We start from the raw sequence: 13,692 nt of genomic DNA, 5'->3' as shown, positions 1-13,692 counted from the left end.
CATTTGACCTGCGCATTGTTATTGGATAAATGGTCTGCCAATCGGTAGCGCGATAACAAATTTAACGGTATCCCCTATAGCCTAAGGTGCATAAGAGTATCCATAACATTGCAACGAACGAAACCAAGTGTAAAGTAGAGTTTTACACCAAAGAATGTACTGAACAAATAATTATCTGAATGAAAAATACAATTTCGTACCTAACTTTGGCGCTTTTAAGCGCAAGCCAGTTACATGCTCAAACCCCTGCCGACTCGGCTTATGTTAGAGATCATTATGAAAAGACCGAAGTAGCAATCCCCATGCGAGATGGGAAAAAATTATTCACTGCGATCTACAGTCCAAAAGACAAATCCAAGAAATATCCGGTTTTGCTCAATAGAACGCCATACACTGTCTCGCCTTATGGTCAAAACGAATACAAAAAAAGCCTGGGAAACTTTCCGGCGATGATGCGTGAAGGCTATATTTTCGTTTACCAGGATGTCCGTGGCAAATGGATGAGCGAAGGTAATTTTGAAGATATACGTCCGACCACCTACAGCAAAGATAAAAAAGCATTCGATGAAAGTACAGATACCTATGATGCGCTTGAATGGCTACAGAAAAATCTCAAAAACTATAATGGCAAAGCCGGACTCTATGGGATCTCCTATCCGGGCTTCTATTCTACCGTTGGATTGGTCAAAACGCACCCGAGCTTGAAAGCCGTCTCCCCACAAGCTCCGGTAACAGACTGGTATATCGGCGATGACTTCCACCATAATGGCGTACTGTTTCTTCAGGATGCATTCACCTTTATGTCAACCTTTGGTGTCCCGCGTCCAAAACCCATCACGCCAGATCAATTCAAGAGCAAAATTCAGATCAAAGAAGCCGATAAATACAACTTCTTTTTAGAAGCCGGAACAGCGCGGGAACTAAAGGAAAAGTATTTTGGTGACTCCGTACAGTTTTGGAATGATCTGTTTAAACATCCCGACTATGATGATTTTTGGAAATCGCGTGTGATCACCAATTCTTTACAGGAGGTAAAACCAGCTGTGATGGTGGTCGGTGGTTTCTTTGACGCGGAAGATGCTTATGGAACATTTAAGACCTATCAATCGATTGAGGATAAAAGCAAAAAAAACAACTCGATTTTAGTCGCAGGACCTTGGTATCATGGCGGCTGGGTTCGTGCAGAAGGAAACTATTTAGGTGATATCCAATTTGAGAAAAAAACCAGCGTTACCTATCAGGAACAATTTGAACAACCATTTTTCAAATATTATCTAAAAGATGAAGGGAACTTCGCACCATCGGAAGCGAACATTTTTGTCTCTGGAAGCAATGAATGGAAACATTTCGAACAATGGCCACCCAAAAATGTAGAAATAAAAAAACTATACTTCCAACCTCAGGGGAAACTTGGATTTGACAAAGTTCAACGTACAGATTCTTGGGATGAATATGTCACTGACCCCAATAAACCGGTTCCGCACCAGGGTGGGCTAATCCAAAACCGAACGCGGGAGTATATGGTAGATGATCAGCGTTTCGCCGCTAGTCGCCCTGATGTCATGGTTTATCAAACGGAACCGTTGACAGAAGATCTGACTATAGTTGGCCCCATCAAAAATTTCCTTAAGGTTTCTTCAACAGGTACAGATGCAGATTATGTTGTCAAACTGATTGATGTTTACCCGAACGATGCAGCAAGTTATCAAGGAAAAACAATGGCTGGATACCAGATGATGGTACGTGGTGAGATCATGGCCGGGAAATACCGAAATGGTTTTGAAAAAGCGCAGGCCCTGACTCCAGGAATGGTCGAAAAGGTGAATTTTGAAATGCCAGATGTTGCGCATACGTTCAAAAAAGGACATCGCATTATGGTTCAGGTACAAAACTCCTGGTTTCCGCTGGCAGAACGAAATCCACAGGTGTTTTTAGCACCTTATACAGCTACCAAAGCCGATTTCCGTAAAGCTACCCAACGTATTTTTCACGATGTGAACAATGCCACCTACATCGAATTTTCTGTCCTCAAAGATTAACAGTTAAATTTGAATAATAGCGTTTAAGAACGAATTCAATAAGGCTACATCAGCTAAACAGCTGTGCCTGATGTAGCCTTATCTTTAATCTTCCGCTACATACTTATCTTCCCCGGCCTTCCATCCTGCAAACAATAAAAGTACGATACTGCCCGCTAAAAAATAGAAGGAGTAATTCCAGGTAGCATCTATTTCGTGCAGCTTACCGAATACCGGCGGACCAAAAGCTGCAATCAGATAACCAACAGACTGGGCCATGCCCGATATTTTAATCGCATTCGCCGTTGACCTCGCCCGCAGGGTAAAGAAAAGAATAGACAAACTGAAAGACAATCCATTGGAAAGTCCCAACAATATGGCGGCAACATAAATTCCCTGAAGTTTGTAATGCCAAAATATAAAGATGCTTCCAAGCATGCCTATCGCAACAGCCGCTGCCATTAGACGCTGATCCTTCATCCGATGTGCCAAAATAGGCCCAATAAACATTATGGGAAGCATGGCAATTTGGATCAAAAAAAGCAACCAGCCCGTATCCTCCGCTGGCATACCATAATCGACCAATACTTTAGGTAGCCAAGAAATCAAACTGTAGTAAATTAAGGACTGAATACCCATAAATAAGCTGATATACCAAGCTAATCTTGACCTAAAGATATGTCCGAGTCCACTTATCGCCGGTCTATTTTCAGTGATACCCTGTGCTTTCTTTCGGCTTAAAGCATCAAAGAAAGCAACGATAAGAGATAACAGGGCTAAAATCACCCAAACGCCCAAGGAACCCTGCCACCCGAGACCAGTCCATTCGCCCAATCGTAAACTAAAGCCCGAAGCAAAAGCTGCGGTCAGATTCATTGCTACTGCAAAAATGCCTGTCATCAGTCCAATCTGCTTTGGAAAATTTGTTTTTATATAACCGGGCGTAACGACATTGCCCACACAGATCCCAAGCCCGATTAAAAAAGATCCCACAAACAGCGTTGGCGTATTACCCCAAACCCGAAGCACAATTCCTACACTCAACGTCATTAAACCGAGTAATAAAAAATGGTGCATGCCCAGTTTATGTGAATATCGGCTCACTGCTACAGAACAGCTCGCAAACATAAAAAGAGGTATTGCCGTCAATAGACTGCTTTGAAAACTATTTAATTGCAAATCTTCACTGATTTGCCCCAGTACAGGGCCAACGGCTGTGATTGGTGACCGCAGATTGGTTGAGACTAAAACGACAACCAATATGGATAACCAGGTCCAAGAAACAGCTGCGGATATTTTTATATTTTCTTTCATCATAAAACCACATTATACATGTAAACCAAGCTATACAAGTAATGAATGCTTGCAAAGGTATGTCTGGAATTTTAATTAAATTTGCCATTTATTTAATTTAAAACGACATGGATAGGACAAATCATACGTTGACAATTGAAGGCATCCAGAAATCAACCTTTGTCTGGTTTGAAGAAAACTGGATACACGACGACGAATTACACAGTCATCGGAAAGGTCAGTTGATCTATGTCGAGCAGGGTTTTCAATACCTTACCGTTGCAGGAAAAATGTATCTACTCCCCCAAAATCACGTTGCCTGGATTCCCTCAGGTGCATTACATAAGACCAACTCCCACTCGGAACGCATTAAGCTTATGGTTCTTTTTTTTGATCCCCCACAATTCGACGGCTCACAAGAGCATTTGTTTTTCAATCAGGTACAGCTATTTTCTGCTCCTAAAGTATTAAGGGAAATGATTTTATATTGTGAAAAATGGTCGAAATCGATGGAAGAAAATCAACAGGAGAAAGTTTTTCTAGGCGCATTATTAAATGAACTCCCCTATTTTTGCTCACAATTACTCCACTTAGAAATTACGCTTCCGCATGAAAGTAGGCTTCAAACCGTCTTAAATCACCTGCATGACCATTACACAGAAGCCATCACATTAGATGAGATCGCCATACTGTCCAATCTTTCGCTCCGAACTATTGAGCGCCTTTTTAAAAAAGAAACCGGCATGACACTTGCAAAATATCAGCAGCTACTCCGTATTATCAAAAGCTTGGAGCTTCTGAGCACAAAGCAATTCACCATCTCCCAAATTGCGTATAAAGTCGGTTATAAAAGCGTCCAAGCATTCACCAATAGCTTTTATGCGGTGATGAAGTATAGGCCTTCAAACTTCATGGTGGACTAGTTTTGCCCCAGTCACAAACGGTTTGTAGCTGTTTAGCTACAAAATTCAGGGTATTTAAAAAAATAGTAAAGAATATTTGCACAGGTGTAATATTTACACTATCTTTGTATCATCATAATTTAGGTTTATAATTGGTTATTTAAGGTTTTCATTCTCCCCGTTTGAAAACCTTTTTTTATTTATTTTTCACCATGCCTCAATTCATTTCGTCGCTTCGCAAACGTAATTAAATCCCTCCTACGCTAAAACAAAAACTGCTGATCTCCTGTTCTCAAAAGTAACGCTCAAATTAATTCGCAAAAAATTCAAGAATATCTTTAACAATACTGTATTTTTAACAAATAAATCGGATGTGAAAAGATCATACGAACAAAATAGGTTTTAAATATTGAAAAAATAAGCTAAACATATATGGCAGAACATGGGGATTTGCAAATCGCAATACTAATCGATGCGGATAATGTATCTTATCGCAAGATCGAAGAGATTTTGAATGAAGTCAAAAGATATGGAATTCCGACCATCAAACGCATCTACGGAGATTGGACCAACCCATATGTTGAAAAATGGAAAGACAAACTCCTTACCCACGCAATTACGCCCATACAACAATACAGTTATACGCAAGGCAAAAATTCAACCGATTCTGCGTTAATTATTGACGCCATGGATATTCTGCATTCAGACCGCGTTGACGGGTTTTGTATTGTATCCAGCGACAGCGATTTTACCCGATTGGCGACACGTCTACGGGAGTCAGGCAAACTGGTCATCGGTATCGGTGAGAAAAAGACACCCAAACCCTTTATAGCCTCCTGCGATAAGTTCATTTATGTCGAGATTTTTGAAAAAAATCAAAAGAAAGAAACAGTAACAAAGAAAAAACAACAAAATCAGCCCAAGCCTGCTCCCGTCGACAATCCGACAAGTATTGCCGTATTGGATGAGGAGACTTTGGAACTTTTGAAGGACACGGTGGATGATACTGCAGATGAAAATGGCTGGGCATTCTTGGGTGAGATCGGGAGTCTTTTCAACAAAAGAAAGCCTGATTTTGATGCGCGCAACTATGGATACGATAAGATGTCTCATCTTTTCAAAGCCTACAAAGAAGATTTTGAAATTGAGGAGCGAAACACCGACAAATCACGGATAAAACACTATTATATCCGGAACATCATTAAGCGTCCTCTATCTGCTGTTACAGCTACTCCCTCTTTAGATACAACACATACAGCAATTCCGACTACTGTAGTAACACCAACTGAAAAAACAGAAAAACCAGCGAATCAAAACAGCAGAAAAAAAGGAAGACCAAAGAAACGTCAGGATAAAGGGGCTCTCGAAACAACGCAAAAAGAAATCACACAAAGTCCAGCGAAACAGGAACAAAAAGAAATATCAACCGCTCCAACCATAGACATTTTGCCCGGGAGTATGTTGTTCCCTTCGGAAGGAAACATAATTACGGCAGATGACGTGAAAAAGTCGCAAATACGGATCACAAAAGAATTCAAACCCCTGTTTCCGACCAAATCCCAAAAATTGAGAATCATGATTGATGCTGGAGAATATGAATGTAATTTCACTTATCGGGGCCGTGGATTTCATGTGCTTAAATTGGGAAAAGAAGCTGCAACCAAGCTCGGTCTAAGCGAGGGAATCCAACTACAACTAGTCAAACTTAACGAGGTTAGCTTTAGTTTGCAAAATAAATCAGTTTAAGTAAGGGTCAGGACACGATCACCAAGCTATTTAGGCGATAGGACCATGTATTATTGTCTTGTCGCCTATAGAGGCTGATAGATCCCAATTTCTTGCCGTTGGTTCGCCGAGCAGATTTTGGATACAAAAAAAGGCCAGGAGAACGCTCCTTGGCCGGGATATTTGTCTTATTTTTAAGTGAGTCGCCTTATCGTATTGAAATAACAACTAGCGTCCACCAGCAAATTCCATCGTAAAGTGGTAGTTCTCATCGATGGCCATTGGCTTACGATCCACTTTACGAAAATCGCGTGCTTCTTCAGTCCACAAAAACGGGTAAAACGAAAAAACTTGATTACCGTTCAGCAATTTAACCTCTTCCCGCCAGTCTTTCCATTTAAATGTTTCATAAAACTGTCTAATATCGCCTTTCAATGCCCAAAAAACAAAATCTGAATAACCACATTCCAAACTTTCCCATTGTAAGGTATCTTGCGCGAAATAATAGACCTGTCCAATAGCATCTCCCAGCGCACCGGCATTAATAGCGAAATAACCGCCCAAGACATCGTCGGCAATCAGCAGAAAACCACCCTTTTCACCCTCCTTGTCAAAGCTTTTACCCTTATTCCACTCCATAATCCCTCGGTCCAACTGCGACGAGCCAGAGCCTAAAATACGTAACCAGCCCCCATCGATTAAAATACCACCTGTTTGATGAATAATGGCTCCCATAGGAGATTTGGTGGTAATTTGGGCTCTTAAAAGTTCCTCATCAGCCCGCTTAGGGTTTCGAGGAAGCAGTTCATATGAATTTGTCGCTTCCTTCATCCAACCTTCTACCAATTTCCATCCTGAATTGCTTGTATCAATCAGTTCTTTTAGACTTTTCATTTCCTATATGTTTTATGCAGCGACCAACTAGTCTACCGGTCGAATCGGAGCGGTATCCAGCTATTCATTGTGCCGAAATTACCACAATTCTTAATCGCATCCAAATTACAACAGCCCCAAGAGCAAATCGAAGAAAATATTCTTCGAAAACATACACCTAAAGATTAGGAACCTTGTGTCTATTTTAACTAATTTTAAGTTATGCAACATGAATTAGAAAAACTCAGATACCCTATAGGTCGCTTTGCGATACCCGATGTCATCGACAAATCCCTGTTGAATGACTGGATCAAAACAATTGCCGACTTTCCGGCCCGGTTAAAATCCGAAGTCGGCGATTTAACCGACGACCTACTGGAAAAACGCTACCGTCCCGAAGGCTGGACGATTCGTCAGGTCGTTCATCACTGCGCCGACAGCCACATGAACAGCTTTGTCCGTTTTAAATTAGCCCTCACAGAAGAAGACCCAACCATCAAATTATATGAGGAGAAATTGTGGGCCGAGCTTCCCGACGCAAAAAATATTCCAATAGAAAGCTCAATCAAATTGCTCGAAGGCTTACATGAGCGCTGGGTTATTTTGTTGAAAAGCTTAACTGGCGAACAGCTTGAAAGAGGTTTTATTCATCCTGCGACCAAAAGGTTGATTTCTTTAAAGATCAATATTGGCCTCTATGCCTGGCATTGCAATCACCACCTGATGCACATTGTCAACGCTAAAAACCATTGATGGGAATCACATATCGCAATGATCATTTCACTTAAAGTCAAAGATCATTGCGATAAATTCACTTTATTGCCGTCACTTTATTATAATGACATCGCCCATATAAAGGCCAGCAATCCGGCGGCAACCAGTCCAATAACACCCGATACCACAAAGGACAGGAAATAATATCCTACCGTCCGTGTCTGCTTCTTTACACGATGAACAATGCCTGCAGATAACGTATAAAGTGTTCCAAATCCAAAAAAAACAATCAGGATCAAGTCGATCAGAATGCCACTAAAATCTATATTTGCTGATGATAACATATTTTACTTTTTCTTTTTAAATAGTTTGCCAAAAAAGGACGAGCTAGCACCTGAATCTTCAGACTGATTATCCCATTGCAATAAATCCAGTTCGATATCCAGTTCATTTTTTTTTGCAAAATCAAGCCACTGGACATATTTTTCCTGATTTCTAAATGTAGGATCATTCTTGTAATAATCCAATAACCGAGCAGTAGCACTTTCGTAAACGCCATAGTCGTTGGCTCGTTCAAAATAGTGGATCGCCTTTTTACTGTCCTTTTTAAATTTAAGTCCCTGATCATAGAGCAATCCATAATAAATATTGGAATAACTATTTTCTTTATCCCTTTTCAAATAAACCAATAGACGATCGTAATCCTCCAAACTGTAATAGATAGAAGCTATATTGCTATTGTTCTCAACTAATTTTAATTCAGCTTTCTGATAATAGCTGAGGGCTTTTTCCAGATCTTCTTCGACATAGGTTCCACTTGAATAAAAGTAGCCTAAATTGGACAAAGCATAGCCATTACCCAACTCTGCTCCTTTCATGTAGGCATTAAATGACTTTTCCAGGTCCTTTTTATAGCCGATGCCATACTGAAAGAGGTAGCCAATTGCATTCCATGCAGCGGAATAATCTTTTTGGGCCGCTTGTTCATAATATTGAATTCCTTTGTCCAAATCTAAAAAAGGATTGTCTTCGCTATCAGTATCCGTATAGATATTCCCCAATTCATGCATGCTGCTTTCATTATTCTGGTCGGCAGAAAAGGTAAAATAGCGTATCGCCATTTCGACATCGCCTTGTCGGCAACAGTCCAAGGCCATATGATATAGCGTATAACCATCATAACTGGATTCAAAATTATCGCCCTTCGCAGCCTTCCACCCTTCAAAAAAACGATTACATATTTCAAAATCTTCCCCAGACAATTGATCCAGCTTCTTCAGAAACTGACCATATTGATCTTCCTGAATTACTTCCACACCATCGTAGCCTTTTTTATACAACAGGTCACCTTGCAATAACATCAGATCCTGATAATGATCAACACTTGCGCAGATATAATCGTAAGCGGAACTGAGCGCCCTTTGAACAACGTCAAAATAGTAATATCTCCCCGCATGGTCTTTCAGAATAAAATAATCCATCACCGCATAAACAATTTTTACATAGTGCGTTGAGAGCGGTACCAGCCAGCCCTTTTCAGCAACCTGATAGATTCCCTTCCCGGTTGCTGTTTCGATAATATAGCAATCCCAGGCGCCATTACCAAAATCAGTCCCCCCTTGAATGGACCGAATTCCCAAGTCTTGCAATACAAAGGCGCGGGCTTCCAGGTCATACAAACGGATACCGCCGGAATCAGCAAAGAATACTGCGCATCGCCCATTTCCAGCATTGAGTAAATCAACATCTTTGACCAAGATAGTTCCGTCGGCAGACAAAACTGATTTTTTCTTTTTATTATTCAAATTGACTGCATAAAAATCAAACAGCAATTCGCTCAGTGCACCACTGGCAAAAGCACCAAGCAAAATACCTCTATTGGAATAATAATGACGCAGTTTATTACCCCCAATCTCTTGATAAATAAATCCATCATAATCAATTTCAAACGGTTTGTCCGCACCGCCAACATTGAAGAGCTGACCCTGGGCATCGATGATATAATATTGCTGATCTTTCTTCCCTTGATAATAACCGTAAGCAAAGTCTTCGAGTTCATCATATTCAAGTGGTATGATTATTTCTCCGTTCCCGACGTTGACTAATCCATATTTTTTAGCTAAGCTCACCTTACCAACCGTTGATCCCGCTCCATATTGGGCTGGCGCCGCCGATGAATAAACACAGGAAATAGTTTCTTCTCCACCCCTATTCAAATAACCGAACAGCTCATTTTTCTGTATGACTGCGATACCTTCACACTCAAAATTACCAATTTCCTGATAGCTAGCTTCGACCTTCACCTCCCCTTTTGCATTGCGTATCCCCCAAAGCCCCTGATCTTCAAAAAATTGATTATCTAGACTATCAATCGCGTCTCTATTCCACCAGCCTAAGCCATAGTTGCTCCATTCCAGTTCGAGCATCGCTAAAAAAGAAGTATAACCAGCGGACACCAAAATAAACTCAAGCTCAGCTAAGGATTGTTTTTCGATTGCTTTTTCATAGAGCACATTCTTCTCAAAGATTTCAATTGCAAAATCTTTGGCCTGTTGGCTATGTTTAACATCGCTCATGTTAAATACATCACTTGCGTTCAGCTGGAAATAATTGAAGGGTAAACCGTCCAAAAAATCGAACAGTTTCCCGATAGCTGCCATGGCCTGCGCATCGGAATTTAACCCATATTCATGAATGAGCAAATCATAAAACGCACGAAGCTTGCTGATTCCCGGTTTCTTTTCGGCGTAAATTAAGGTACCTTTTGCCTTCGGATTAGCAGCAAATAGCGGTAAAAAAAGGGGTGGAATCACATAGTTCCATTCCCCTAAATAATGAGGAAAGTAATCTTGATCCTTCTTATCTGTATTGTAAATATATATGCGATGAGCCATTTTCTATGCAATTTCCTTACTATTGATCAATTTCAACAGCATTTTCTTTAGCAAAATTGAACCAAAATCCGTATTTATCCGCGTCTGAAGCTGCTCCATGTGCTCCATAGAGTTGTAGCAAACGATTAACGGCATAGGCGTACACGCTATTTTCATTGGCTTTTTCATAATAGCGGATTGCTTTTTGTAAGCTTTGCTTTACACCAAAGCCTTCCTCATATAGAATCCCATAATAAATAGCAGAAAATAGATTGTTGGGATCCTTTTTCAAATAACGCAATAAGTTCGCATAATCTTGCCCTTGATAGTAGATTTCTGCGATTTGAGCATCATTATAAATCCCCGCTTTTTCCGCTTGTTTAAAATAATCCAGAGCCAAGGCATAATCTTGTTCCACATATTCACCCTCATAATACCAGTTACCCAGGTTGCTCATAGCCTGCGCTTCACCTAGCGCAGCAGACTTTTGATAGGCCTTTAAGGCTTTGGATACATCAAAGGCTACACCATGGCCTGTGGCATATAAAAATCCCCAATTATTCCATGCCTGCGCATGATCCTGAGCCATGGCTTTTTCATAAAAAGACTTTCCTTTTTCGATATCCATCCCCTCGTAGTCATCATCCGTAAAGATGTTTCCAAGCAAATATTGACAGTCTGCACTACCCCGATCTGCTCCGATGCTGAACAATCGAATGGCATCTGAAATCTTTCCCTCCGCTTCCAGCTTCTTACCATTTTCCAACAGCGTTTCATTGTCAAAATACTGTTCGTAGCCGGCGCCCTTACGCTTGATCCACGCCTGATAGAACTGTACAAAATAGCTTTGATCGCGCCCCCGGAGCTGGTATCGCTCGGAATACAAATAGCCATATGCTGTTTCGGGAATCTCGACAACATTTCGATTTAAATCCAAATTAAACAACTTATCCCCTTTGAATAAAAGCAACAGTTCACCTTCGGCCGCTTCTGGTCTTGGGTAATGAAAAGGCGAACAGATATAATCATACAGCGCGCTACGGACGTTAAGCTTCGTATCGAAGCAGTACATACCCTGTGCACAGTGTATGCGCATAAAATCCAAAAAGCAATGTTCGATTTTTTGATAGGCAATAGCAGGTTCAAGTAACCATTCCCCTCGATGAGCGTCGTAAATCCCCTGCCCTTGAGCACAGCCGACGACAAAAATATCTTTACGGTACTGTTGTATATGATCGACTAGAACCTTATCAATCGTCAAATCAGCCAATCGGAATAAGCCCTGTTCAAGCGAATAGATCTGCCATCTTTTATTTTTGAGATACGCAATACTTCGATAGTCGTCCAACACTATAATCCGGTCAATTCCTTCATCCAAAATATTACCATCGGGTTGAATGACGGCAATTTTTGACTGTAGCTTATTGGGTTTAATCCAAAAATAGCGATTGGCTAGCGGCTCCAGGCTACCTTCCAAAAAAGTCCCTAAAAACTGACCATCCATTAGGTAATACTTCCTTTTTATCGTTCCTTTTTGCCGGCTATAGAACAACTTGTTATAGTCATACATAAACGACTCGGGTGCGGGATCTGAAATAATCAATCGTCCTTCAGCCGAAAGGAGCATGTGGCTATCCCCCTGTCTTGCATTTAAAAAGCCATAGGCGATCCAGTCGAGTTCATCATATAATGCAGGTATACTCAACTGTTTGGTATCAATATGCAGTACCCCACGTTTTCCTGCCACTTCCACTTCAGCGTAATTGTTCCCATTGATATGCCGGGCATCAAAAGCCTCCACATATTGACAGGGAATTAATATAGTGCCACTCGTATCAATATAACCAAAAAGGCCATCGCGTTCAACAACAGCGATCCCCTGTTCATTGAATTCGAATATTTCATCGTAAATCGCCTCAACCAAAATATCCCCCTTGGCATTCTTTAATCCCTGCTTTCCTACTGCCTCAAAAACTTCAGGGTCTGGCTCTTTCAGAACGTCTTCTTCCCATAAACCCAGTCCATAATCAATCCAATCGGTTTGAAGGGCATCTAAAAAAGAAGTATAACCAGACGCTTTCACAAGCGGGTCCAGCGGATCTAAGGACTGCTCATCGACAGCTTGTTCATACAATAAGGCTTGCATTTTAATTTCTTCCACCCAATCTTTGGCTTGCTCCACATCTTTTTCCGCATTCATGGTAAAAACATCGCGTCCATCGATCTGCAAGGTATCAAAAGGTAGCGCTTCCAAAAATTCAAACATGTTGTTGACAGGCTCATAATAGCTTTTTTTATAATGCAATTGATACCTATCAGCCAACAACGCATAAAAATAGCGAAGTCTTGCGATCCCATCTTCCTTGTTGGCATAAAGCTGAGAACCTTTGGAACGGATATTGGCGGAAAATAATGGCCGCATGAGGATGGGAATTTCATAATTCCATTCGGCCAGGTAAGTGGGATATGTTTCTTTGGTCCTGAGATTTACATTATAAATATAAATACGATGCGCCATACTTTATTTCTTCTGTTTTTTGTTGTATCACATCGATCCGTTCCATACGACAAGAATCATGCGAATGCCGTAAAAATACCGTATTTATCGATTTCTTCGATTAGCGGAAAACAGGGATTTTTTTCTCCCCCTATTTTCTGCAACTTTGGATTGGATTTTGTAACAGAAAGAACAATGAATCATTTCAAATACAGTTATTATAGCAGTGCATTAGCACTCCTCTCGTTACAAATCTCTTGTCAGGAAAAACCGAAACAAGTCGAAGCACCTGTAAGCTCAAGCAAAGCCATGGAAAAAGCTGCCGAGGATACTGCTTCAAAAGAAAGTATATCGTTAAAAACTTCCAAACTGGATAGCATTGACCAAGCAAATGCACAAAGCGTACTGGAATCTGACGAAATCACCAAAGCTTATGTAAACTTAAGTGCTCGAGACAGTATGATACGCTTACATGCCAATATACGTATCGATCATCGCTTCTTTGGATACGAAGAGGCAGATAAACAGGCTACGAAGTTGCTTTTGTTTTCCATCTTTACCAATGATGTGGAACACAATCCATTTCAACTCAAATTAGGCGCATACTATGATACCTCCGACTTAGAAAGTAAAGGTTTAAAACTAAAATATGCTGGCCTAAAGGGCGACTTTGTAGCAGCGAAAATCATAGACGCTACCGATACACCGGTAGGCACCGTCTACTTCGAAAGAAAATGGGTTGAGATTGAATAACAAAAACCGTTTTTCAATCTATATGTTTATGAGTAACAACAATA

The 13,692-nt window shown here is 40.8% G+C and carries 10 protein-coding genes; 5 read left to right on the top strand and 5 right to left on the bottom strand.

Annotated elements, in window-relative coordinates; translation table 11 throughout:
* Nucleotides 1–179: 179 nt before the first annotated feature.
* Nucleotides 180–2,039 (top strand): CocE/NonD family hydrolase, encoded by a 1,860-nt coding sequence (locus tag AAW12_RS21825; RefSeq protein ID WP_046675788.1) that lies wholly within the window; start codon nt 180–182, stop codon nt 2,037–2,039.
* An 84-nt stretch (nt 2,040–2,123) separates the two neighbouring features.
* Here the strand turns inward: AAW12_RS21825 and AAW12_RS21820 are convergent, their stop codons facing one another.
* A complete protein-coding gene (locus AAW12_RS21820) occupies nt 2,124–3,335 on the bottom strand; it encodes a CynX/NimT family MFS transporter (protein WP_197084138.1) in 1,212 nt (403 codons plus the stop codon).
* 104 nt (nt 3,336–3,439) lie between these two features.
* On the opposite strand from AAW12_RS21820, the gene AAW12_RS21815 reads away from it, so the two are divergent.
* Nucleotides 3,440–4,234: an AraC family transcriptional regulator gene (locus tag AAW12_RS21815; protein ID WP_046675786.1), complete on the top strand. Its 795-nt coding sequence runs from the start codon at nt 3,440–3,442 to the stop codon at nt 4,232–4,234.
* A gap of 411 nt (nt 4,235–4,645) precedes the next feature.
* The gene (locus AAW12_RS26115; protein ID WP_084823286.1) at nt 4,646–5,959 is read left to right on the top strand and encodes an NYN domain-containing protein; all 1,314 of its coding nucleotides are present in this window, start codon (nt 4,646–4,648) and stop codon (nt 5,957–5,959) included.
* Between the two features lie 207 nt (nt 5,960–6,166).
* Here AAW12_RS26115 and AAW12_RS21805 read toward each other — a convergent pair whose 3' ends face one another.
* A complete protein-coding gene (locus AAW12_RS21805; RefSeq protein ID WP_046675785.1) occupies nt 6,167–6,832 on the bottom strand; it encodes a DUF2625 domain-containing protein in 666 nt (221 codons plus the stop codon).
* Between the two features lie 201 nt (nt 6,833–7,033).
* Here AAW12_RS21805 and AAW12_RS21800 point away from each other — a divergent pair, with 201 nt between their 5' ends.
* On the top strand, nt 7,034–7,564 hold the full coding sequence (locus AAW12_RS21800; protein ID WP_046675784.1) for a YfiT family bacillithiol transferase: 531 nt from the start codon (nt 7,034–7,036) through the stop codon (nt 7,562–7,564).
* An 80-nt stretch (nt 7,565–7,644) separates the two neighbouring features.
* Here the strand turns inward: AAW12_RS21800 and AAW12_RS21795 are convergent, their stop codons facing one another.
* Genes AAW12_RS21795 through AAW12_RS21785 form a run of 3 tightly spaced genes read right to left on the bottom strand, consistent with a single transcriptional unit; the run spans nt 7,645 to nt 12,916 of the window.
* Nucleotides 7,645–7,869, bottom strand: coding sequence for a hypothetical protein (locus AAW12_RS21795; RefSeq protein WP_046675783.1), 225 nt, complete (start codon nt 7,867–7,869; stop codon nt 7,645–7,647).
* A 3-nt stretch (nt 7,870–7,872) separates the two neighbouring features.
* Nucleotides 7,873–10,419, bottom strand: coding sequence for an SEL1-like repeat protein (locus tag AAW12_RS21790; RefSeq protein ID WP_046675782.1), 2,547 nt, complete (start codon nt 10,417–10,419; stop codon nt 7,873–7,875).
* 19 nt (nt 10,420–10,438) lie between these two features.
* A complete protein-coding gene (locus AAW12_RS21785) occupies nt 10,439–12,916 on the bottom strand; it encodes an SEL1-like repeat protein (protein WP_046675781.1) in 2,478 nt (825 codons plus the stop codon).
* Nucleotides 12,917–13,090: 174 nt separating this feature from the next.
* On the opposite strand from AAW12_RS21785, the gene AAW12_RS21780 reads away from it, so the two are divergent.
* Entirely contained in the window at nt 13,091–13,648 is a 558-nt protein-coding gene (locus AAW12_RS21780; protein WP_046675780.1) for a hypothetical protein, read from the top strand.
* The last annotated feature ends 44 nt before the right edge of the window (nt 13,649–13,692 follow it).

It is taken from the genome of Sphingobacterium sp. Ag1, from assembly GCF_000988325.1.
Classification (GTDB): Bacteria; Bacteroidota; Bacteroidia; order Sphingobacteriales; family Sphingobacteriaceae; genus Sphingobacterium.
This window is presented reverse-complemented; position numbering and strand designations above follow the sequence as displayed.